Raw genomic sequence first — 22,830 nt, 5'->3', positions numbered from 1 at the left:
TCCCGCCTAGGAAAAAGACAAGTCAACGGATTTTAGCGAAAGAAATCCAGCTAAGCAGGTTGATCCGTGTCTTTTTACCCTTATCCTTGACCATACCGTAAAACTCCCCTAAAAAATGCTCCCACTTACTGCCTAGCTCTTTGCTTGTTGCCTGATTTTCCAGAACGACATGAACGCTTTGATTGATGGCTTGCTCCAAATGTGCCAGCGCTTCCTGAAGATGATGGTCAATGGATTGATTCTGCATCCGTCAATTCTCCTGTCTCTTCGAATGAAGGGAGTTCCGCGGCGATATCGCGATCTATCTGCTTTCTCATCCGTTCGAACTGAGCTTCGGCAACGATATCCTCGACCTCATCGCGAGCTACCTGTAGGACGTATTGAATCCGGCCTGTTAGACTGGCAGCGCCGTGTTTCCCGGTTTCTCCAAGCGGCTTTAATGTATTTCTCACGATCGGCCACAGCGTCGAGGCCGCAAATGCGAGCGCAGCGCCTACAATAAGCTTTTCCATGTTCCTCTCCAGCATGATACAGTTACCTCCTCAATTGGAATGAAATCACCCACTCCGCAGCTAAGCCGCGGAATAGGTGAGAGCCGCCGTGCTCGTTGTTGCGTTTTTCCTTTCGAGCATGGACAGAATCGGCTTTGAGAGCCAAGAGACCGAACCTGCGACGAGCAGGATCAGCCCCCAGTGAGACAGGGCGAGCGGCGTGGTATGGAAAAATCGGTTGAGCGAAGGCATATACAATGCACCCAGTAGAGCAAGCCAAGAGATGCTCATGGCGCCGACGAGGAAGCGGTCTTTGCTCCAATCGCCTACAGTTTGCTCGGTCCCTTCCTGCCGCCAAGAGAACGTTTGAATCAGCTGTCCTGCCACCAACGTCGCGAACGCGATGGTTTGCGCCACCTGTATCGGCTGCCCATTGGCCAAAGCCAGACCGTATAGCGCGAGCGACCCGGCTCCAAGAAGCGCTCCACGTGTGATCACTTTCCGGTAAAGCGTCTTATCTACAATATCCATCCGTTTTGTCTGCTTCGATTTACTGCCTGGATTGATCGCTAGAACCATGGCCGGCAGCGCGTCGGTCAGCATGTTCATTAGCAAAATTTGAATAGGCACGAGTGGAATCGGCATACCCACAACAACCGCAACGCTTGTCACGAGAATTTCCGCAAGATTGCCGGTCAGTAAGCAGCCGATTGCCTTGCGAATATTGCCGATAATCGTGCGGCCTTCCTTAACGGCGTCTACAATCGAACCGAAGTCATCTTCCTTCAGCACAATATCGGCAGTCGCTTTGCTGACCTCTGTGCCGGCTCGTCCCATCGCGATCCCAACGTTAGCTTGCTTGATCGCGGGACTGTCATTCACGCCGTCCCCGGTCATGGCCACGATATGCCCTTTTTTGCGCAGTATGCTAACGATACGCAGCTTATGCTCCGGTGTCATTCGGGCGAAAATGCACACCTGTTCAACAGATTGCTCAAGTTCCTCATCGCTCAAGCGGTCAAGCTCGTGACCCGAAAGTACTTGACCCGGCTGGCCCCCGTCCATAATTCCAATTTGCTCGGCAATAGCAATTGCCGTGATGGGATGATCCCCGGTAATCATGATCGGCTTTACGCCAAGGGCAAGCGCTTCTTTAATACTTTTCCGCACATCGGCCTTCGGCGGATCTAGCATGCCGGCCATGCCGACATAAATCATATCTTGCTCGTCGAGATCCGCTTGCCCGTCATGCTCGTCCGCTTGCAGCGCTCGGTAAGCGAAGCCAAGAACACGCAAGGCGCTAGAGGCGAGACTTTCGCTTTGCTCCAGGATGCCAGCTCGGATCTCATCGGTTAGCTTGTGTACCTCGCCGTTTTGCTGGTACCTGCTGCAGCGGCGTAGTATTGACTCTACGGAGCCCTTTGAGAATATGTAGCAAGCATGACCAGAAGAAGTATCCTTGCACACCACGCTCATTTTTCCAGTACCGGAGTCAAATGGCATCTCAGCACCGCGATGCCAATGGGCCATGCGCTCCGGCTTAACCCCGCCTTTAATGGCCATCGCCAGCAGAGCACCCTCGGTCGGATCTCCTTGCATCGACCAATTCTTCCCTTGCTTAATCAATCTGCTGTTATTGCACAAGCAAGCAATCTGCAGGATGCGCTGCAGCTCCGGCTGCGTATCGGAGCTTTCGTTCATAACATCCGACAAACCGGAAGGGTTGTCTGTAGAGGCCTTCTCCATGAAAATACCCTCAGGGTCGTATCCGTTGCCGGAAACTTCCCAGGCGCGGCCAATGGCAGCGATTTGTTTGACCGTCATTTCATTTTTCGTCAGCGTGCCGGTTTTATCCGTACAGATGATGGTCGCACGCCCCAGCGTCTCCAAAGCCGACAGCTTGCGGACGAGTACGTTTTTCTTGGCCATACGGTAGATGCCCGCACTCAGCGCGATCGTAATGGTAACTGGAAGCCCTTCGGGAATCGCCGAAGCGATCAGCGTAATCGAAGTGCTCACGAGCTGAGGGAATGGAATGCCCCGAAGAAGCCCGGAAGCAAATACGATACTACCCGCGATGAATGCCCATTTGATAAATTTTTTACTGATGGACGTAACCTTTCCCTGAAGCGGCGTCGTCGTTTTCTCATTGGTTTTGAGCAATGACATCAGGTGGCCGAACTCCGTATTCATGCCGGTTTGGACGACGACACCCAAGGCTTTTCCGCGTGAAATATCGGTGCCCATATACAGCATGCAGCTCCGCTCCGATAGCGGACAATCGCCTTCGGCCTCCTTCTCTTTCTTCATGACAGGAACCGACTCACCGGTTAACGCCGATTCGTTGACTTCCAGGTTCCACGCGCGAACCAGGCGAATATCGGCAGGTACACGGTCGCCCGGCTCAAGACATACCATGTCTCCCGGCACAAGATCGATGGCGTTTATGCTCATCTCCACGCCGTCACGGATGACCTTGCTGACCGAAGGTTGAAATTCATTCAAGCTTTCCACGATCCGTTCGGCTTTACGCTCCTGGAACGTGCCGATCGCCGCGTTTGCGAGCAGTACAGCGCCCATGGCTAATCCGTCGAAGAGTCCGCCTGTAAACAAGGCGAGCACCGAGGTGCCAAGTAGAATCAACGTCGTAAATTCTCTAAACTGGCCGGCGTAAGAGACGATCCAAGGGATGTGCTGCTTCTCAGCCAGCTGATTTATGCCGTATCGGCCGCGCGACTCGTTCACTTGATTCGCCGTTAAGCCGTGCTGCACGCGAACTTGGAATCGTTCGGTGACGCGCTCCCAGGGCAAGCCATGCCACGCAACAGCTTCTGCTGTCGCGGCCACTTCATTTCGAGATCGGGCAACATCATCAGTGGTATGCGTTGCGCCAGATGGAAATAGTTGCTGTGCCAGCTTTTGCGAACGCGATAGGAACATCAGCGAGAGGGCATCGCTGGCGATATTAACGATCGGGGCACTGAGCACGCCGATGGCGGCAAGCAGCGATCCGATTACATTCCACCTCTTGGTAACCAAGAAATGCTCATTTACCGTGCTCTCGATCTTCTGGGCGGACGGTCTGGTGTCCAATATCTGTTTGAGTTGATCGAACGTGACTCCGGCGACGCCGGCTTCCATTAAATAACGGCTGTACCCATCGGAAGACTCGCTCACGAGGAGCACGCGGTTTCCTTGATGATGAAGCGTTGCGATACGCTCTACCGCTTCACTGATATGAGTGTCTAGCCAATCCGTTTGCACGCCAAGCCGATCTAGCTCTTCCCGGCCCATGCTGGAGCTATCCTCTAGTACGGCGACCTGAATACCTTGCTGCCTTGCTCGCGAGAGCAGCTCTCTCCGCTCGGAATCGAACTGTTGTCCGCGGTAGATCAGCCCTTGGCATATCCAGTTCCCACCGGTTTGCTTTGCCAGATAGAGCACTTCGCAGCCACTGCTCTCCATCCGTTTAGCTTCAAGGTAATACCGTTCGAACGAAACCCCGTTCTGTTTGCAATAAGTGAGATTGCCGATGCAATAAGACGTATTGCTGATCATCCCGCGAATTCCGTTCTCTTCTTCGGCGACGCGAAATGCCGCACGAATCGTACGGCACGTTAGCTTTGCCTTCCGTTGCACATCCTCTTTCCAAGGATGCTCGGATTTTCCCATCAAACCTGCAGTTAGGCAAATGATCTTATCCGGATCTTCTTCGCTTGACACGCATCCCGTTTCCTGAACATTCGACTGCATAAGCAGAGACGTGTTTTCCAATAACAGCGTGCCGGTTTGGGCCAAATGCGCTAACGACGCTCCATTCGGTAAAGTCGGCTGCGCTTCCTTAGAGTAAAGTTCCGCCTGCTGCCACGCCGCCTTCGCCGGAATCGTCGCTGGCCTAGGATTGGCGGCAAGCAGCACAGCGATGGCCCTCAGAGGACTGCGGGTGATCAGCCATGTGGCTGCAGCACCCACTACACCCCAGCGGCCAGCACGTTCGCTGTAGGCTTGAATTTCCGGAGAAAGCGGCTGTGATCCCGCTTCATCCAGTCCGATCCGGCTGCGTTTCCAATTTACGTATTGCAGAATGCTTAAGGTACCTAGTACGACGAGATTTTCCCGTACCAGTGCAAGTCCTAATGCAGCAGTGCCCAGAATGAGATCGGGATTTAGCTTCCGCTGCTCGCTGAGTTGGGTAAAACCTCTACGTAGAAAAGGATACCCGGTAACGACCGCGACGAGCCCCGACATGTAGAAGGGAACCGGGCTTTGCGCGAATGCAGATCTGCCAAAGATCAGCTGTTTGGCTCCAAGCACTAAGAGTCCGCCCATCGCAAGCGTGAGCGGAAGAGGTATACCTGGCTGTGAAGCAGCTCGCGGATAGACCGGAACCGGTATCGTTCTCAGTGATTCGGGCACATCACTCGATTCCTCGACGGTGTTCGTATGCTGCGCAGGTTGATGCTGCATCATCGGCAGCTCCAAGGAGGCGGCAGCTTCGACGTGCGCCCCTGACTCGGCGGCCGCTCGTACCGGTATTTCCTCGCACGCCTTTGGTTCATCATGACCTTGCCCGGCGTATTTGCTCTCCAGCAGTTCTAACTGATGCAGCAATTGACGACCGGATGTTAGCCGTTCATCATATACAACGAGTATTCGGCCGGAGATCGCGGAGGCTTCGGCTTTAGCGACACCCGTCAGGCTCGCAAGGTCCCGATTTAAAGACAGTTCTGTTTGCTTGTTATGCAGCAGACCCGCAAATTCAAGGCGAATACGTCCCGGCATTAAGCGAATAAATCTGCTGCGATGAGTGGCAATCGACATGGAGTAACTCCTCTCAAAAGACAATTACCGCGGTTCTGAGCGTAAAAAATAGTATGCACAGGTCGGATATGGTTATTCAACAGGATCGCTGGTGAATTTGCGCATAAAACTCCGCGTTTTAAGAGATAATTTAATCCGTTTCAAACTAACCCATTACTTGGAGGATCCTTATGATAAAGTCACGAGCGGGTTTAATTCTGGGCGGTGCGGCTTTATTGCTGGCATTGTCGCCGAGCGCTAGAAAAATAGTTCGAAATTGGGCAGTCAAGGGAACGGAGACCGTTCTCGATCTCACCGATATGGCGAAGGACGCGGGGGCTGCGGCACAAAGCAAAATACGGTACCTATCGAGAGTCGACGATGAAATGTTTTCCAGCGACACAGAACGACGATTTTAGATCAAATCGGGGAACAATCTGATATGACCGCAAAACGCGGTAAGCTGTAATTATTAAAATGAAGAATGGAGGGATTTCTTTGTTCCAAAACAGCTCCTTATGGGCGGGTCTTCTTTCCGGAGGCATGTCGCAGCTTCAAGATACCAAGAGCCTGAAGCAAGGGCAGATGGATAAAAGGGAATATACGGTGCAAACGGTGGAGAATGTAACCGGGGCCGTCGGGGTGATGGCTGGAGTGGAATATGGAGCAGTGCTCGGCAGTGCAATGATGCCAGGCATAGGCACTGTGGTTGGAGCGGTGCTAGGTGGTGTGCTAGGCGACCGGGTTGGCCGAGTGGTAGGCGGGCAAGCGGGCAATATGATAAGTCAAAACCCGATCGTAAACAGGGCTGTTCAACCGGTTGAAGATGTAATTCGGTAACAAGAATGGCGGGGCCAAATAGCCCCGCCTTTTCCCGTTTCCCGTTTGAAGAGATCCTATGTTGTCTAGACTAACTAGCACTGACAAGCGGAGGTGCTAATATGTCCGAGCATCCGATTCATCATTTTCTGGATATCGCGTTGCCTCATTTAAACGGCATTGTCGACGCTGAAACCGTCATTGGTAAACCGATCCACACGCCGAACGGCACCGTCGTGATCCCTATATGCCGAACAAATCTTAGATTTGTCTCCGGGGGTACTGAATATTCGAGTACCGTTTCCCCGATGCTGCCATTAGACGGAGGGATAGGGGGAAGTGTTTCTTTAATCCCTGTTGCGCTGCTTATTATCGGTCCGGCTGGAGTTCAAACGCTATCACTTGAATCTCCCAAAGACATATACAGTCGTATCCTCGATCTGAGTCCTCAGCTTCTCGATAAATTGAAAGATTTGTTCGTCCGATAACCCAGTTCGATTCAGGCAACACGTGGTGCGATACCGCTTTGCCTTCACCTCCCTTTTGCCGACAACTGCGGCTCTGTCAGCCGACCCGGACGGAACCGCATCCGAAAAAACGCCAACAGCCCCATTCCGACGCCGGCTTGATCTTTCGACAATGTCTTGGACAGCGAATTGGAGATGGCGACTTGGATGAATGTCTGACCGACATTCCCGAAGATCAGAATTAACGGAATCGTCCACAGGGGAGCCGCACCGGAAAACGCGGCTAACATTGCGAAACAGAGCATCAGCAGCTCGGATGCGAGCGTGTACAAGCTGACATCCCCCCTACGATCCGCCAGCTTTCCGCCGATGCGGCTCAGCGCAGACGAAGCGACTGCGGCAGGCACGAGCGCAAAGCCGATCCATTCGGAGTCGAGCCCGTAGACGTCGGCGAGCAGCAGCGCGGCAACGACAGGTCCGATCGCGGTGCTGAGCGCCAAACCGGCGGCCGTCATGCTTATCGCCCCGCCTCGCCTTTCCGGAGGAAAATATCGGATCGGTATGAGCATCGCCACCGCCGGAACGACCGACGCGCCGGCAGCCTGCACGAGTCACTTTCAAGCCCGGGACAATACAAAAAAGCTCCTGAATCGTCGCAAGGACAAATTCAAGAGCCTGATCATTATTAAGGTGGTGCGGTCGAGAGGACTCGAACCTCCACGGTATTGCTACCACTGGCACCTGAAGCCAGCGCGTCTGCCAATTCCGCCACGACCGCATATTTCCAACCCAACTTCTTCCGGGTCAGAATTATAATTTATCACACATCCCTCAGTCTGTCAATCACTTCATCTCAAAAAGCTATATTTACTTCACGATGATCTTCATTAATCTGTCCACGTCTTGGAGCCAATAACCTGGAGGCGTTTGAAAGTCTTGCAGCATCAGACCGGTCACGACCGAGAAGTAGAGAAATAGCATTCGAAAGGGATCGCCTTCGCAGAATTCCCCGTTTTCTTGCCCTTTTCTAAAGATAGGCACCAAATATTCGATCGTCTCGTTCGGAGAATAACGTTCTAGCATTTGTTTGGCTTTTAACGGGATATCGTCCGTCGATTGCGCATGCTGGAGCAGCATGAAAAAATGTTTATGGCTATCGTCAAGCATTCTGAGCGTTAACCCTTTGATTTGCTCCGTAGGAGAAACGGAAAGCGAGCGAATGTTTTGGATGGCCGCTTGGGCTTCCTCCAATGCTTCCTGTACAAGAAGAGTAAACAATTCTTCTTTGGATTCGAAATAACGATATGATAACCCCTGGCTAACGCCCGCTTCCTCCGCGATCATACTCATCTTCGTGTTGGCGAGCCCCCTAAGCGCAAAGACTTTGAGGGCCGCCTTCTTGATCTGGCTCCTGCGTTCATCGTGCACTGTGTCTGCTCGTTGCTCGTTTGACGTCTTCAATCGTGATTCAGCTCCACTATCTCATATTGTTTGCCGGACTTGGTCTTCGCTAACTTCCCATAGACGTTTCGCGGCACTGGCATCCCGAGCTTGCGCGGATGGCGTTTTAATTTGCTTCTCGGCATAATAAAGTCCGTTTTGATCGCCTACCTCGTCGGAGTCCGCCAACCATACCATCGTCTCCGCGCCTTTGTCCGGAGTGCGAGAAAACTTCTTCATCACGGCCATCGTCATTCTGGCCAAACGTCCATTATCTTGATTAAAGTTCGTGGACACCAGACCAGGATCGTAACTGTACGCCCGAACTCTCGTACCTTCCAAGCGCTTCGCCAATTCGGCGGTGAACATGATGTTGGCGAGCTTGGTTTCCCCATATCGGTAGTTAGCACCGCCCATGACATTAAGGGGAAAGCTGTATAGACGCTCGGCGCTAAGGTCGTCGAATCGAACCCCTTTTTTGGCCATCTTATGCCCATGAGATGCGGTCGTTATCACGCGTGCGTGTTCGCTTTCCTTCAGCCGATCCAGCAGCAGATTCGTCAACAGGAAGGGAGCAAGGTGGTTAACCGCCCAAGTCATCTCCACACCGTCAACCGTCAGCTTACGGGAGACGAACATCGCTCCGGCGTTGTTGATTAGAATATCCACCTTCGGGCAACTAGCCAATATTTCAGCAGCCGCTTGGCGAATAGACGATTGCGAGGACATGTCGGCGATAAATACGTCAACCTTGACACGCCCGCCACTCGCCGCATTGATTAACGAAACCGCTTCACTCGCTTTGCTCCTGTTTCGTGCGACGATTCCCAGGTCGGCCCCTCTTCTTGCTAATTCTTGAGCCGCAGCCAACCCGATGCCGCTCGTCGCCCCCGTAATAACCGCATACTTTCCTTCTACATTCCATTTCTTATTTTCTTCGAATTGTACCATAATTGCAAAACTCCCTTCAGAATTAATGAATGAACGGTTCATTCATTTATTGACCTAAATATACTTCATGCTGATTTCGGTTGTCAACACTTTATCGAGATTCCGAATCGCGATAAATGTGCTATACTTCCGTTAAATCCTTGATATTTCCCGGAGGAACGCCATGAATGACGAGTATGAGATCGTTAAGTATCCTCGCATTAAATATATGAATGCTTTTCTCGTGGATCTCTCCCATCGCAATTCGCACCTTCATCATGATTTCGAGATCTGCGTGCTGCTCGAAGGCAAGTTGGCCGTGAATACGAAGAAAGAGAACTACGAATTAGACCCGCATTCCCTTATCCTGTTTAATCCGATTCAACCCCATGAGCTGCGGGCTCCTCAAGGAAGCGCGCTCGTCTTGTCCCTGCAAATGTCGCCTAGATTTTGCAACTCGTATTACCCTTCTCTTTCAAACGTCTTATTCGATTATTCGAATCTCGCCGACATTCTTACAGCCGAAGATGCTCGATCGGTATTATCCATACTGATCGAGCTATCCCTCGCTTACTTCGACAAAGGCTCCGCCTACGAATTTGTATGTCAAGCGCTGATCAACCAGTTGCTTTACGTTTTGCTGCAGCGCGTCCCATACCGGCAAATTAGCGATGAAGAACGCGCTAAGAACGTGCAGCGACTGAACAGGATGAACCGAATCATGAGCCACATCGAAGGAAATTACACCAGCAAGCTATTACTTTCCACGATTGCCGAACGTGAAAATCTTTCGTTGTCCTATTTGTCTCATTTTTTTAAGGAAAACCTGAATATGACCTTCCAAGACTATCTCAATCAAGTTCGATTCGATAAAGCCAAACAGTTGATCGCGCATACGAATATGAAATTGATTGACGTCTGTCTTGAGAGCGGCTTCTCGGATACGCGCTATTTGAATTCCATGTTCGTCAAGCACTTTGGCTGTACGCCTAAGGAATTCAGAGAAAACAACCCACATGGGGATTCAAGCCGGCCCAACTCTCACGCCCATGCGAACCAACGTTTCTACACGGATAAGGAGAGCCACGATAGGGTAAACCGGCATAGACGAGCGCTGCTTAACGAAGGCAAACTCGCGACCGCTCTATTTGATTCCCATTAATAGTTCCATGACGTACATTTCAAGACCTTCGTAGTCTCGCGCTTCAACGCATTTCTTCTGATAGTCGTAATCGAAGCGGGCGACTTTCTCCTCCAAAGCTTTAACGATCTTCAGGCTGTTTTCCAGATGCTTGTAACGATCATGATCTACGGTTGTACGCATGGCTTTAACGTCTAGCCCCACATACTCCCCGTATCGACCATAATCGTTTTCTTTCAGTACTTTGATCTGGTTGAAGGCTTGCCGTAGATTTTCCACCCCGAAGCTTTTATCCTGATCGAATTTCAGGCCGTTCTGGTCGTTCAAATGGACGCCCCAGAGCTTGTTCATCGCCAGTGCGAAACCAATTTCGTGGGAGGGATCGAGCCCTGCCAATACCGCATGCGCGGACTCTAAAAGGCCGCCGACGCGGGAGGGATCGATGGTAGCTGCCGAAACGGCCAGTACGTGCCCCATCGTGCCGCAAATGCTGCGGTCAATCGGTTCATTCGGTTTAGGTTCGATCAGAATCTTGATTTGCTTATCGTAGTTCAACATTTTATTAATCGCGTCAATCAGATGATTCGTAGCTTCAACAGGGCTCTTGCTCTCGGCGCAAAGCGTCCCCTCTCTGGCTAACCACAGGACGATTTTGTCGCACCCGAGCTCGTTGGCGATATCGATCGACCGGTAAGAACGCCACATCGCGAATTCGCGATCCTTAGATGAAGTGGACATATAGCCGCCGTCGATCGTATGGGGGTCCATCCACAATCGGGGGGCGACGAATTCGGCGACGAGTCCGTATTTGTCTAGAAGCGCTTTCATTTTTCTGGCTTCTTCCTTAATTTCCTCTTCCGTCAGCTCGTTGAGATTCGGCACGGCATCGTCGTCGTGGAATTGAATCGCGCTAAAACCCATCTCCGCAAACTTCTTGATCTTTTCCTCGAATTCCACCTCTTGGCGAACCGGCGGCCCGTACGTGTCTGCGCCGTCGTGAACATTCCATGGCCCGACTGAAAATTTAAATGCTGACATTTAATCAAACTCCTTTATCGAATAATTTTGCGGCACCCTTACCATAATCCGAAGCGCTCGATCACACATGGATTTGTTTACGATTTGCAGCCTACAGTTTTGTTCAACGAGCGAATCAGCCCTGTTTATGAATAAATGGTTCATTAGTTAGTTGGCTAACCTCATATATTGGTGAAAATGCCGACCTCGGAGGTGCTGCGGAAATGGGCAGTATTATGCACGAAATAGACGAAGAGATCCTTCGCCTTACTACAACCCTTATTCGGCAGCAAAAGCAGGATGGTTCTTGGCGTTTCTGCTTTGAGAATGGGGTGACGATCGATGCTTATACGATTATCCTGCTTCGCGTGCTAAAGATCGAAAACGAGGAAGAGTTGATCCGGCAGCTGCATGATCGCATTCTTGCCGCTCAGCGGCCCGAAGGTTATTGGCAATGGTATCAGGATGAGAAGAATGGGAACCTATCGTTATCGGTCGAAGCCTACTACGCGCTTCTCTACTCCCGGTATAGCCAATCTATGGATGAGCCGCTTCAGCGCGCCGAGCGCTATATTCGATCCCAAGGCGGGCTTGGTAAAATCACCAGCATCTTGACTAGGTCCATCCTCGCTGCAACTGGGCAAGCGAAATGGCCGCGCTCCCTCACCTCCATTCCTCTGGAAATGCTGCTCCTCCCCGACTCTTTTCCGATCAACTTTTTTGAGTTTTCGGGGTATTCCAGAGTCCATCTCGCACCGATGCTGATCATGGCCGATCGGCGTTATTCCGCACGCACGGAAGATACCCCCGATCTAGACGTGCTTCTCGTCGAACGGGCCTCTCCGGTTGAACCGCCATCCAGAGGATTTCAAGAATGGCTCGACCAGCTTCATTCCGGCATGAATAAGCTGATCGGCGCACCTCATGCTCTCCATGAAGCCGCGATTGCTAAAGCCGAACGATTTATGCTGGAACGGATCGAAGCGGACGGAACCTTTTACAGTTATGCAAGTAGCACTGTTCTGATGATTTTGGCCCTGCTTGCTCTCGGATACGATAACAAGCATCCTCTTGTCACCCATGCCCTGTATGGATTGACCGGGATGTGCTATCGGACAGCCGATGGAATGACGATTCAGAATTCGCCCTCGGCCGTCTGGGATACCGCCTTGTTGTCCTATGCGCTGCAGGAATCTGGTACCGAGGAGCATCACCTTGCGATCCAGCAAGCTTCTTCGTATTTGCTTGCTTTACAGCACAGCAAACTAGGAGACTGGTCGCGTCATAACCCTAATCCCGTGCCCGGCGGATGGGGATTCTCGGAGAGCAATACGATCAACCCCGACGTCGATGACACGACCGCCGCTTTGCGCGCGATCCGAAGCCTCGCCCGATCCGATTCGACGTTCCGGGAATCGTGGAATCTAGGGCTCAACTGGGTGCTATCGATGCAAAATCAAGACGGCGGCTGGCCCGCATTCGAAAAAAACGTCGATAAAGAGCTGCTCACCTGGGTAGCGATCGACGGCGCCAAGTCCGCCGCCATCGATCCTTCGGAGGCCGATCTGACAGGACGGACTTTAGAATATCTGGGAAACTCCGCAGGATTTGACGAAAGGCAATTATTCGTTAAAAGAGGGACTCAATGGTTGGCTGATCATCAAGAGGAAGACGGATCGTGGTACGGAAGATGGGGAATTTGTTATATTTACGGCACTTGGGCCGCATTGACCGGACTGACCGCCGTAATCCGTTCCCCCGAACGGAACGAATCGATAAGAAAAGGAGCCGATTGGCTGCTGCGGATCCAGAACGCCGATGGCGGCTGGGGGGAATCGTGCAGCAGCGACCGGCTTCGACGTTACGTCCCTTTAGGGGAGAGCACGCCTTCTCAAACCGCATGGGCGTTAGACGCGCTCATCGCCGTACATTCTCAGCCCACGGACGCAATGAATCGAGGAATCCGCAGGCTGATCTCTTCGTTACACGAAGACCGATGGGCCGTGTCCTACCCGACAGGCGCGGGCCTCCCGGGACATTTTTACGTTCACTATCACAGTTACAAATACATTTGGCCGTTATTGGCACTCAGTCATTTTCGTAAAAAATACGAGGGACATTAAACCCAAGAGGGAAGTTGGGCGGCGAGAAACTTCAATATCGTGTCGACGAGATCTGGCGAAACGTTATCGAGTTGAAGCTCTGCCGAGCCGAACACGCCGCCTTCTTGACTATGCCTCTGATAAGCGATTCCATTCGCAGCATATCCCTGCTCTGAAATTGGTTTAGCGTAAGCGACAGTATTGGCATCGATTTTCCGTTGCGCGAGAAAAGGGATATCCGATCCTGGAAAAGTTTGATCTTCCGCCCATTGACGAAGATCCGAAAAATAGGTTCCAATCGCCGAGATCGCGCAACCTTGGCATCCGGGTATCGTAGATATCCTCAAGTGCCGCTTGGGATCTCTCGGATCTATCAGCCGAACGCCCGTGGAACCATTGGCACCGACTTCCGCAGTGTCGACTTTCCACCCGCGAGGAGCGATAAACAGCATGCCCGTCTCGCCGTCTGCAGCATTTTGATTCATCCAGTATGCGGCCAATCGCGTCTCCTGACCTCGCGGTATATCGAAATTAATTGCCGGCAGCGGAGACTTCGGCCGAATGCGCGGTGTATGACCCGGTTCGTCCGCGCCATACCGGGCTGCCGCGCAGTACATAGGGAGTTGGACTACGGAATCGCCGCTTTTAAAATCAACTATGCCGCAATCCAGCATTTTTCCGGCATCGGCAATCACCTTCTTCATTCTCTCCAGGGAGACGATCTTTCCGCGTTTGTTCTGAATGAGAACGGGCGCCTCTTGGCGACCGTAGATCCCGTAAGTATATTTCAGGGTTCCCGGGCTGAGCCAGATCCAGTACTCTTCCAGAATTCCCCCTTTGGGATCGGTTCTGTAGGCATATAGGTTGCCGGCCTTCGTATCGCCAATTCGATAGGTATAGGTTTTCCCTTTTTGAAGAGGCGTTTCGTTCGTTCCCTTGAAGACAATAAATCCATTGCGCTTATCCCGCAGCTCAGGAACGGTCACGGTCAGTTTGCCGTCCGCGATTTTTGCATTCTTAAAAAGCGCCTTCGCCAACTCCAGCGACTCACTCGGCTCCGGGCTCCATACGTCCCATTCCCTTAAGAATGAGGAACCGCTACCGGCAAGAACGTTGCCGTCCTTCTTGCTGATATTCAATTGCTTCGTTTGCGCATCCCACTTGACTTCGGCTTTGAAAAGCTTGCTTGCCGCGAAGGCCGGGATCATGACATAATCTCCAGAGGTTCCTGCGTCTACTTCCGACTCCGTGCCGAATTCCAAATCGTATCTCTGTCCGTTAAACCAGAAGTTTTCCTTGTTCGGTGAAAAGTAAAAGGTTTGCTCATTGGACGTGGTCACAATAGCAAAATTCTTCTTAGGTTTCCATTCCGTCTTCATGCCCAGACCCTCCGCCAGTCCCCTAACGGACACGTACAAGATGCCATCCGACCGTAAATAACCGGCATGTTCCGAGCGGACGGCTTGACCGTTCACGTGAACGGCTATCGCATGATCGCGGGTCAAGACAGAAGACGAACCCGCTTCGGTACTTCCTCTGCCATCAAGGTCCGCCGCCAAGGAAATCGAAGAGAAGTTCAGCAAGCCGATAATTATTAGGCTCAACACCAAAATACGAGAGCATTTTCCATTCAAAGCACTTTCCTCCATTTATTCTATTTACCGATATATAAACGAAAGAAAAATGCAATTAGTTGGATGTGCAAAGATACAAACGGGCGACATCAACCATCCATATACTAGGGTGATAACGTAACCATATGACAAACGAACAAGGGGATTTGTTATATGATCGTATTTACGGCCATGGGAGACTCGATTACAAGCGGCGTAGGAGCAACATGTCCTGCAAAAGCGTATCCTCAACGGATAGCCGGCATGCTTCATTCTCAACACAAAAACGCATTCTTGCAGGTTGAGGCTTATCCCGGATGGACGAGTCTGGACCTGCTTCATGCGTTGAGGAACCTGGATCCGATACAGCTTCGACACTCTACGGTGACAAGTATTTGGGTGGGCGGCGACGATCTTGTCCTTGCGGGCGTATCGATGCTGAAAGGGGCCGATAAACGCATGATTGCCGACATTCTGTCCCGTTACAAACGAGATTTACTCTTGATGATCAAGACGATTAGGAGCGTCAGCCGAACATCGATCGTCTTATGCACGCAATATAACCCTTTTCCCAAGAGCTCCATCGCCACCGAGGCAATTGCCGCTCTGAACGGCGTGACAGCGCAAGCGGCCAAGCAATGTCATGTTTCTTTAGCGCCGACCCATCGTTGGATTGACGGTAGGCAGCCGGAGCTGATTGACGGTTATCGAACCGGACGAATCGAGGATGCGCTGGGAGGAACATTTCCCGTTCACCCCAATAATCTCGGCCATAAGGTGCTTGCGCACGGATTGCTGCCTTATATTAACGAGCACAGTACCGTAACCATCAACCATCGACTTCGTCGTTCGTCTCCCACGCCGGGTTCCAGACGATCTCCCAAAGGTGGCCGTCCGGATCCATGAAGTGGCCGGAATAACCTCCCCAGAAGGTATCGTGAGCAGGGTCGGTAATGACGGCTCCCGCTTGTCTCGCGATTTCCATAATCCGGTCTACCTCCTCCTTGCTGCCGACATTGTGACCGATCGTCATTTCGGTCGAACTCGGAGATACGAGCGGCACTTTGGCCTCGTGGGCTAAATCCCGGCGCTTCCAGATGGCGAGCTTCATGCCGGCCTGCAGGTCGAAAAAAGCGACTGCCCCATGCTCGAACTCCGTGCCGATAATTCCTTCCGTCGGCAATCCCAATCCGTCCCGATAGAACGCCAAAGCTCTATCCAGATCGTCGACTCCTAAAGTAATCACGGTAATTCGCGGTTTCATCATTTTCATCATCCTCCGTCGTTTACTCGTTTCGAACCATTTTTCTTGCCTTTTGTTACCATCTTATCTTAACTAGACGTGGACCGAAAAGTGGTCATGAATAACATGCCGCTTTGATGCACGAACCCTACTAACGGACCCATAAAGCGCTATTTGCCAAAATGAAGCATTTCCGCACGCTAACGGACCGGAGAGCCGCTACTCCTCATTAGATAGACGAATTTATTCACGAATTCACATATTAGCGGCTCGCAGAAAATAGACGAGCTCCTTCCCATCTTCTAAATATTCCTTTACAGGAATATTCCCTGTATGGTATATTGTTATCGACAACAGGTTACAGCAAGTTCCTTTTGGAAAAACTGAGGTGATCTTTGGGTATAGCAACAAGCGGTTATGAAAATGAATACCGGACGAAAAACAAATGTTGGGAGAGGATCCACCATGAACGCGCAGACTTTCAGCGCTCTTGCTGAGCCCAACCGCCTGAATATCGTCGACCTACTGTTGAACGGACCGCTTACGGTCGGGAAAATCGCGGAGAAGCTGGAACTGAACCAGCCCCAAACCTCTAAACATCTTCGCGTACTTTGCGATTCCGGACTCGTCGAGGTTCAACCGATGGCAAATCGGCGGATATATCAGCTAAGGCCCGAACCGCTTCAAGAACTGGATACGTGGCTTAACTCTTACAGACGATTGTGGGAAAACCGGTTGGATCAGTTGGACGATTATCTCCAAGTATTACAGGGCAAAAAACCGTTGAATTGATGTGAGGACGGCATACGATTAGTCATGAAAATGAGGAGGAGTTGTAATGTCAAACAATGCAATGGTTTCAAGAGTAGAGAACGATAATCGGGTGCTGGTGCTCGAGCGAGTATTCGACGCGCCGCGTGAACTCGTATTCAAGATGTTCAAAGAGCCTGAGCATCTCAAAATGTGGTGGGGACCAAGAGGCTGGGAGCTTCCGGTTTGCATCGTCGATTTTAAGCCGGGCGGCGTCTGGCACTATTGCATGAAATGCATCGATCCGAACCTAGGCCAATTTTACGGAATGGAAGCTTGGGGCAAAGGCGTATACAAAGAAATTATCGAGCCGGAGACGATCGTCTATACGGATTACTTCTCGGATGCCGAAGGCAATATCAATGAGAATTTGCCATCGACCGAGGTCACGATGGAATTCATCGATCTGGATGGCCAAACCAAGTTGATCAGCCACTCTCTATACGTGTCCGCGGAAGCTCTCAAGACCGTCATGGACATGGGCATGCTGCAAGGTATCACCGAAACTTGGGATCGTTTGGAAGAGCGCTTGAACGAGATCAAGTAAGGAAACATACCGTCTATTTAAATCAAAAAGCCCACTTGGGCTTTTTTTTATTGAAATGGAGAGTAACCGCCTTATTCATAACTGGAGGTACTATGCGGCGTAGTACCTCTTTTTGGCATGCTTCCATAGAAGTTGGAACTGAACGCAAAGGATCTAAGCCGGTACAATGATCCTAAAGCTTGAAGAGGGGGAATGAACATGAGCCAGATATTGAACGTATGGCCGGACCTGATCCGACTGGCGGGAATCATGCAGCTTGGAGTGGCGCTTGGAAGCTTGGCCGTCCCTTATTTGCTGCAATGGCGCAGCGAGTTGTCGAACGTTCGTCTTTTGACAAGGCAAATATTTTGGACGTATGCGGCTTACATTTTCTGCACGAATCTGTTTTTTTCCGTCTTGTCCATCTTCCTGGCTCCGAAACTGGCAGACGGCACGGAACTGTCCATAGCCGTTAACCTCTTCATTGCGCTTTATTGGGGAGCTCGATTAGGCATCCAATTCTTTTACTTCGACAAAAAAGGTTTACCAAGCAGCGGGATTTATCGTTACGGGGAGTGGGCGCTGACCCTATGTTTCGCTTACTTTACGCTCGTGTTCGGCGGAGCTGCTCTTATCGGTGCCAGGGGGCTACCATGATGTCCGTTTATATTTTGCTAATCTGCGTAGGCCTCCCGCTACTTGGTATTACATCGCTTCGTTGCCTTCGCCCGTCGCCAAACGATTCCTCGTCTGGACGATATCTGCCTGCTCGATCGCGCTCGCCGATTGCCTCCTATTGGCACAACCTGCGGGTATTCGGATGATTGTGATCATCGTCGTTTTGTTATACACGATGAAATCCGTCGTTTATATGGAATGCCTGATCAGGGATCCGCGCAAGCTGCCCTTGCTCCGTTGGATAGCCTTCCACTGTTGGATCGGAATGCGGCCATATGTATTCGCGAAGCGGAAGGACAAGCCATACGACGGCGGCAAGTTGATCCGATTAGGATTTGTTCGCCTTTTGATCGGCATTGGAATGGTTACCCTCTCTTGGCTAACCTGGCATTGGGCCGCTCAATGGGATTGGAATCCAATTGTCGGTCGGATCTGTGCTAGCGGGTTTCTATTAGCAGGTCTGAGCTTGATTGGGCATTTCGGCCTTTTGAATATCGGGGCAGGACTGTGGAGGAAAGCCGGATTCGATTGCCAACCCTTATTCCGCAATCCGTTCCAATCGAGAAGCCTGAATGAATTTTGGAGTCGGCGCTGGAATCTTGCATTCTCGGAAATGACGTCGCTCGGCGTATATCGCCCGTTGGCGGGGTTGATCGGCAAAAATAGCGCGGCATTCGCGTCGTTTCTCTTTTCGGGAATTCTACATGAGCTGGCCATTAGTTTGCCCGTCCGGCAAGGCTATGGGATGCCTCTGCTTTATTTCTTCATACACGGATGTGGCATTGTCATCGAGCATCTGTTGGAAAAAAGGGGCTGCCCGATTTCCAAAGTCCCCTGGGTCGGCCGCTTATGGACCATCGTTTGGCTTGTCGTGCCGCTCCCGATTCTGTTTCATCCTGCCTTTTTGAAAGGCATCGTTTGGCCGATTGTCGGCATTTATTGATTATTATCCATATCATTCGCTTGATTCCATCTATGCAATATGATAGATTGATGTCAAATAAAAGGCGTGAAGCACATGCCGCTTTGATACGAACCGCTCTATGGAGCCTCTCGTATGAAAGCGGCTTTTTGTATTCTTCCGCCAGATTCGGAGGATATGATGAGCGCGTTCGATGAAGTATATGATCGATGGCTGTCCAATCAGATTGCCAATGAGAAAAATCCGAGAAGGCGAGAACGTCTTGAAAAAGGACTAAGCTACGGGACTGTATTGTATTTGCGCTCGATCTGGTTCCCTGCCATAGGAAATCTGGACCATTTGTATCCCGAGTAGGTTCGCGACTTGAACAATGGTTGCCGCTACCTGGATTTGGCCTATATGCCCAGCGGTGTTATGGGATGCATCGAAATCCAAGATTATCGAACCCATGCCAGAGACATCGAGACTGCCCGATTTAAGGATCTATGTTTGAAACAAGCATTGCTTTCCCTTGACGGTTGGTTATTCCTTCCCATCGCTTTCTTATCCATAAGAGACGACCCCAGCGTCTGTAAGCAACTAACGCTTGCTTTCGTGGGGAAGTTCCTATCCGCAGGCATGAGATCCAAACTGAATTGGGCCGAAGCGGAAACACTGCGCTTTGCCCGCAGACTTGTTCGTCCCTTCACGCCTCGCGAGCTTTCTTCGCATCTACAGTTAACAGAACGCCGCACCAGAGAACATCTTCGTCAACTGATCAACAAACAATTGCTCGTCGTGGCCAGCGGGAACCAGAGATATCGTACGTTTAAGCTGTATCAGAGCGATGGTATTTAACGGCTGCCACAGCCTCTATTTCATCATTAATTGCCGCTTTGAGATTCTAACGGATCTAGTTGCCGTTATTTGCATCCGAATCGTTAGTTTTCCTAAGTTTCGGCCCAAATAAGGGCGTTTATTTCCTTTAGAATTCAAGAGGAGTATGATAGAACGAATTAACGGCAACTGCTTCCGTTAGAAAACAATAGTTAGCGGTGTTTCTTCCTGCGTTACGGATACTGTTGTAAAATGGAGTTGCCGACCGAATAACGCAACCAGCTTTACGACCTAGATGTACAGCAAAGGAGAGCAGAAGAGATGAATCGATTAATCGATCAATATATTCGAAGCGAAGATCAAAGGGCACGTGCCGATCAGGTTGACCGGCTAGCCACGCGTTTTGCGGAGAGGGCCGAGCTGCACGATGCGGAGGGTTCTTTCCCGTTCGATAATTTTGCCGACCTGCGCGAGGCCGGATACTTAAAAATCACCGTTCCGACAGAATACGGCGGGGATGAGCTCTCGCTCTATGATCTCGTTCTTTTACAGGAAAGACTCGCTTACGGGGACGGTTCGACCGCGCTTTCCGTCGGATGGCATGTCGGCCAGATTCTTCATTTGCGGACGACCCGAAAGTGGCCAGAAGACGTTTTTGCCGATCTATGCCGGTCTATCGTGAAAGACGGGACGATGATCAATACCTTTGCCAGCGAAGCGGCGACGGGCAGTCCCAGCCGCGGCGGAATGCCCGAGACGACGGCGGTCCCTGCGGACGGGGGATGGCGGATTACGGGCCGCAAAACGTTCAGCACCCTTTCGCCGATCCTCGATCGTTTTGTCGTTACCGCGTATATCCCCGATGAACAATGCGCGAGCGATTTCCTCGTTCAACGTACGGATCGAGTAACCGTCGAGGAAACATGGAATACGCTCGGCATGCGCGCCACCGGCAGTCACGATGTGGTGTTAGACGATGTATTCGCGCCACGAAACATGCGCCTCTCCAGCAAAGGCGCGGACGATGGAGGAGGCTGGCTGTTGCATATCCCGGCTTGTTATATGGGAATTGCCCTAGCGGCGCGTGATTTCGCATTGGAATTCGCCCGTACTTATCGGCCCAACAATCTGAACGAGCCGATCGCCTCCCTCCCCTCGGTACAGCATGCGATCGGAGAGATGGAGATCGAGCTGCGTACCGCCCGCTCGCTTCTGTACGCTGCGGCGGACCGCTGGGACAAGGAGACGGAGAACAGACCTTCCCTAAAGCCTGAGCTGGGAATGGCCAAGTACGTAGCCGTTAATAACGCGCTCAAAGTCGTGGATCTGGCGATGCGGATCGTCGGCGGCGCTAGCCTATCCCGTAAACTGCCCTTGGAACGGTACTACCGGGACGTTCGCGCCGGCCTGCATAATCCGCCGATGGATAATACGGTTATCCAAACTTTGGCCTCGGCCGCTATAGACGAGACGTCTTCACGATAAACTTCTAAAACAAAGAGTCCCCGCTAGAGGGCTTTCCGCCTCCCAGCAAGAAATACTCATGCTTTCCGAATCGGGACAGCGCCTCGCGGTCGGGCAGCCATACCCATTCATCGATCTCGGTCTGGCATCGATGAGCGCGGAAAGCGGCAAGCTTCGCTTGCAAATACGCGCTCACGTCGACCCGGACCACATCTTTGCGGGAATAGCCGAATCGCTCGGGGCGCGCCATCGTTGCCCCGAAGCTGATAAAATATAGTGCGCCCTTGCTCCCAGTCCGGCGGAACGCGGCCGTCGTCGCCTTCCCGATCGCATTATGGTCGGGATGTCCGCCCAGCTTCTCGTGGAACGTCAGAACGACGTCCGGCTCTAGTTCCCGAATAAAACCCGCGATCCGTTCAGTCAACTTTTCCTCATTGATAAATTCAACCGTCTTGTCTCGAATATCTAGAAAATGAAGCTGTCGTATGCCCAAGCGCAAGCACGCTTCGCGCAGCTCCGATTCACGGGCGGCTCCCATCGACTCCCGATTGAGATACGGAGGGTTGCCCATTCGGCGCCCCATTTCTCCCCGCGTGGCGCTAACCAGCGTAATATCGACACCTTCAGCGGCGTATTTCGCCAGCGCCCCTCCGCATATAAACGTCTCGTCGTCGGGATGCGCGAACACCGCGAGCAGCTTACGTTGCGCCTTCCTATCGTTGATCTTCATTCGGGGAACGGCTCCTTTCCCAAATGAAGAGCGACATTCATCCGCCCACTGTCGTCATATCCGGCTAGTAGTAGACGGCCATGCTCGTCCATCTCGTAATGGGTGATCGCTTCCATGCGGAGCCAGCCGTGCCCGTCAAATCGAAGAGCGACGCGGTAAGGCCCTTCTCCAGCGACAAAGGCCTCAGTAACCCTGACCTTGAAATTCCGGACGAATACATAAGATGTCGCTTCGCTGTGAATATACGCTTCGGCTCCCGTGAATTCACTCAGCTTAGCCTCCGCATCGGGTTTGATGATTGGGATCATGGTCATCTCTCCTCTCTTCAATCAAGATTTCGGCTAATTGTTTCCGTTGGGCCGATCGGGATATCTCTGACGAAGAAAAGACACCGATTGACGAATCAACTCTTTCAACACTTCTACATCGATATCCGCTACTTTGTTAATATACAAGCAGCCTTTCCCCGCCGTATGCTTGCCGAACGCGGCCAATAAAGCCTCCCGCTCTGTATCGCCCGGCGCGAAGTAAAGGCTGATCTTCGCTTTTCTTGGCGAGAAGCCGACAAGAGGAGCATCTCCCTCGTGACCGGATTCGTACTTGTAATGATAGGAACCGAATCCGACGATGCTTGGTCCCCACATCTTGGCCGGACAACCCGTCGCTTCGGCGAAAATATCAAGCAGCTCATACGCGTCCCTGCGTTTCGAAGCGCTGTCCACACTCTCGATAAACTCGGCAACGCTGAGATCGGTTTCCTTCGTCTTCTGCTCGTACGCCATTCGAGCTCCCCCTTTATCGATTCAATAACCGCCTGTCCA

At 51.7% G+C, this 22,830-nt stretch carries 24 protein-coding genes, 1 tRNA gene and 1 pseudogene; 13 read left to right on the top strand and 13 right to left on the bottom strand.

Annotated elements, in window-relative coordinates; translation table 11 throughout:
• Positions 1-22: 22 nt before the first annotated feature.
• From FPZ45_RS00945 to FPZ45_RS00935, 3 genes are read right to left on the bottom strand one after another with little or no spacing between them, the layout of a single operon-like run.
• Entirely contained in the window at positions 23-247 is a 225-nt protein-coding gene (locus tag FPZ45_RS00945) for a hypothetical protein (RefSeq protein ID WP_144697427.1), read from the bottom strand.
• Complete coding sequence (locus FPZ45_RS00940) at positions 228-527, bottom strand: DUF5132 domain-containing protein (RefSeq protein WP_144697424.1); 300 nt, start codon at positions 525-527, stop codon at positions 228-230. The genes FPZ45_RS00945 and FPZ45_RS00940 overlap by 20 nt, the downstream gene beginning before the upstream one ends.
• 45 nt (positions 528-572) lie before the next feature.
• Positions 573-5,312, bottom strand: coding sequence for an HAD-IC family P-type ATPase (locus FPZ45_RS00935; protein WP_144697419.1), 4,740 nt, complete (start codon positions 5,310-5,312; stop codon positions 573-575).
• A gap of 170 nt (positions 5,313-5,482) precedes the next feature.
• Here FPZ45_RS00935 and FPZ45_RS00930 point away from each other — a divergent pair, with 170 nt between their 5' ends.
• From FPZ45_RS00930 to FPZ45_RS00920, 3 genes are all read left to right on the top strand, one after another.
• A complete protein-coding gene (locus tag FPZ45_RS00930) occupies positions 5,483-5,710 on the top strand; it encodes a hypothetical protein (protein ID WP_144697416.1) in 228 nt (75 codons plus the stop codon).
• 79 nt (positions 5,711-5,789) lie between these two features.
• Complete coding sequence (locus FPZ45_RS00925) at positions 5,790-6,131, top strand: hypothetical protein (RefSeq protein WP_144697413.1); 342 nt, start codon at positions 5,790-5,792, stop codon at positions 6,129-6,131.
• A gap of 101 nt (positions 6,132-6,232) precedes the next feature.
• Complete coding sequence (locus tag FPZ45_RS00920; protein ID WP_144697410.1) at positions 6,233-6,598, top strand: spore germination protein GerW family protein; 366 nt, start codon at positions 6,233-6,235, stop codon at positions 6,596-6,598.
• 44 nt (positions 6,599-6,642) lie between these two features.
• Here the strand turns inward: FPZ45_RS00920 and FPZ45_RS00915 are convergent.
• The 4 genes and pseudogenes from FPZ45_RS00915 to FPZ45_RS00900 form a co-directional block, all read right to left on the bottom strand.
• Positions 6,643-7,188, bottom strand: a pseudogene (locus tag FPZ45_RS00915) (MFS transporter); the annotation flags it as partial.
• An 80-nt stretch (positions 7,189-7,268) separates the two neighbouring features.
• Positions 7,269-7,355: transfer RNA gene (locus FPZ45_RS00910), tRNA-Leu, on the bottom strand.
• Between the two features lie 89 nt (positions 7,356-7,444).
• Positions 7,445-8,038, bottom strand: a complete 594-nt coding sequence (locus tag FPZ45_RS00905) for a TetR/AcrR family transcriptional regulator (protein ID WP_144697407.1) — start codon at positions 8,036-8,038, stop codon at positions 7,445-7,447.
• Positions 8,039-8,059: 21 nt separating this feature from the next.
• Positions 8,060-8,968, bottom strand: a complete 909-nt coding sequence (locus FPZ45_RS00900) for an SDR family NAD(P)-dependent oxidoreductase (protein ID WP_144697404.1) — start codon at positions 8,966-8,968, stop codon at positions 8,060-8,062.
• 163 nt (positions 8,969-9,131) lie between these two features.
• Between FPZ45_RS00900 and FPZ45_RS00895 the strand changes: the two genes are divergently transcribed.
• Complete coding sequence (locus tag FPZ45_RS00895; RefSeq protein WP_144697401.1) at positions 9,132-10,109, top strand: AraC family transcriptional regulator; 978 nt, start codon at positions 9,132-9,134, stop codon at positions 10,107-10,109.
• Here FPZ45_RS00895 and FPZ45_RS00890 read toward each other — a convergent pair.
• Positions 10,092-11,126 carry a TIM barrel protein gene (locus FPZ45_RS00890; protein WP_144697398.1) on the bottom strand — a complete coding sequence of 345 codons (1,035 nt, stop codon included), beginning with the start codon at positions 11,124-11,126 and terminating at the stop codon, positions 10,092-10,094. The genes FPZ45_RS00895 and FPZ45_RS00890 overlap by 18 nt on opposite strands.
• Before the next feature lie 203 nt (positions 11,127-11,329).
• On the opposite strand from FPZ45_RS00890, the gene FPZ45_RS00885 reads away from it, so the two are divergent.
• Complete coding sequence (locus FPZ45_RS00885) at positions 11,330-13,228, top strand: terpene cyclase/mutase family protein (protein ID WP_144697395.1); 1,899 nt, start codon at positions 11,330-11,332, stop codon at positions 13,226-13,228.
• Here the strand turns inward: FPZ45_RS00885 and FPZ45_RS00880 are convergent.
• The gene (locus FPZ45_RS00880) at positions 13,225-14,841 is read right to left on the bottom strand and encodes a DUF4850 domain-containing protein (protein ID WP_186438171.1); all 1,617 of its coding nucleotides are present in this window, start codon (positions 14,839-14,841) and stop codon (positions 13,225-13,227) included. The genes FPZ45_RS00885 and FPZ45_RS00880 overlap by 4 nt on opposite strands.
• A 153-nt stretch (positions 14,842-14,994) precedes the next feature.
• Here FPZ45_RS00880 and FPZ45_RS00875 point away from each other — a divergent pair, with 153 nt between their 5' ends.
• Entirely contained in the window at positions 14,995-15,726 is a 732-nt protein-coding gene (locus FPZ45_RS00875) for an SGNH/GDSL hydrolase family protein (RefSeq protein WP_144697391.1), read from the top strand.
• On the opposite strand, the gene FPZ45_RS00870 is transcribed toward FPZ45_RS00875, so the two are convergent.
• On the bottom strand, positions 15,650-16,084 hold the full coding sequence (locus tag FPZ45_RS00870) for a VOC family protein (protein WP_144698313.1): 435 nt from the start codon (positions 16,082-16,084) through the stop codon (positions 15,650-15,652). The genes FPZ45_RS00875 and FPZ45_RS00870 overlap by 77 nt on opposite strands.
• A gap of 444 nt (positions 16,085-16,528) precedes the next feature.
• Here FPZ45_RS00870 and FPZ45_RS00865 point away from each other — a divergent pair, with 444 nt between their 5' ends.
• The 7 genes from FPZ45_RS00865 (at position 16,529) to FPZ45_RS00840 (ending at position 21,300) form a co-directional block, all read left to right on the top strand.
• Positions 16,529-16,855, top strand: coding sequence for an ArsR/SmtB family transcription factor (locus tag FPZ45_RS00865; RefSeq protein WP_144697388.1), 327 nt, complete (start codon positions 16,529-16,531; stop codon positions 16,853-16,855).
• A 46-nt stretch (positions 16,856-16,901) separates the two neighbouring features.
• On the top strand, positions 16,902-17,420 hold the full coding sequence (locus tag FPZ45_RS00860) for an SRPBCC domain-containing protein (RefSeq protein ID WP_144697385.1): 519 nt from the start codon (positions 16,902-16,904) through the stop codon (positions 17,418-17,420).
• Between the two features lie 198 nt (positions 17,421-17,618).
• Positions 17,619-18,056 carry a hypothetical protein gene (locus FPZ45_RS00855; RefSeq protein WP_144697382.1) on the top strand — a complete coding sequence of 146 codons (438 nt, stop codon included), beginning with the start codon at positions 17,619-17,621 and terminating at the stop codon, positions 18,054-18,056.
• A complete protein-coding gene (locus tag FPZ45_RS00850) occupies positions 18,037-19,020 on the top strand; it encodes a wax synthase family protein (protein WP_144697379.1) in 984 nt (327 codons plus the stop codon). Before FPZ45_RS00855 ends, FPZ45_RS00850 begins: the two co-directional genes overlap by 20 nt.
• Before the next feature lie 114 nt (positions 19,021-19,134).
• The gene (locus FPZ45_RS25925) at positions 19,135-19,353 is read left to right on the top strand and encodes a hypothetical protein (RefSeq protein ID WP_342780013.1); all 219 of its coding nucleotides are present in this window, start codon (positions 19,135-19,137) and stop codon (positions 19,351-19,353) included.
• Positions 19,354-19,362: 9 nt separating this feature from the next.
• Entirely contained in the window at positions 19,363-19,836 is a 474-nt protein-coding gene (locus FPZ45_RS00845) for a hypothetical protein (protein ID WP_342780012.1), read from the top strand.
• 300 nt (positions 19,837-20,136) lie between these two features.
• The gene (locus tag FPZ45_RS00840; protein WP_144697376.1) at positions 20,137-21,300 is read left to right on the top strand and encodes an acyl-CoA dehydrogenase family protein; all 1,164 of its coding nucleotides are present in this window, start codon (positions 20,137-20,139) and stop codon (positions 21,298-21,300) included.
• A 4-nt stretch (positions 21,301-21,304) separates the two neighbouring features.
• On the opposite strand, the gene FPZ45_RS00835 is transcribed toward FPZ45_RS00840, so the two are convergent.
• From FPZ45_RS00835 to FPZ45_RS00825, 3 genes are read right to left on the bottom strand one after another with little or no spacing between them, the layout of a single operon-like run.
• The gene (locus tag FPZ45_RS00835) at positions 21,305-22,009 is read right to left on the bottom strand and encodes a PIG-L family deacetylase (protein ID WP_144697373.1); all 705 of its coding nucleotides are present in this window, start codon (positions 22,007-22,009) and stop codon (positions 21,305-21,307) included.
• Positions 22,006-22,317, bottom strand: a complete 312-nt coding sequence (locus tag FPZ45_RS00830) for a DUF1806 family protein (RefSeq protein WP_144697370.1) — start codon at positions 22,315-22,317, stop codon at positions 22,006-22,008. Before FPZ45_RS00830 ends, FPZ45_RS00835 begins: the two co-directional genes overlap by 4 nt.
• Before the next feature lie 33 nt (positions 22,318-22,350).
• Positions 22,351-22,791, bottom strand: coding sequence for a DUF1801 domain-containing protein (locus FPZ45_RS00825; RefSeq protein WP_144697367.1), 441 nt, complete (start codon positions 22,789-22,791; stop codon positions 22,351-22,353).
• Between the last annotated feature and the right edge of the window lie 39 nt (positions 22,792-22,830).

Source organism: Cohnella terricola, assembly GCF_007786475.1.
In the GTDB taxonomy this organism is placed as follows: Bacteria; Bacillota; Bacilli; order Paenibacillales; family Paenibacillaceae; genus Cohnella; species Cohnella terricola.
This window is presented reverse-complemented; position numbering and strand designations above follow the sequence as displayed.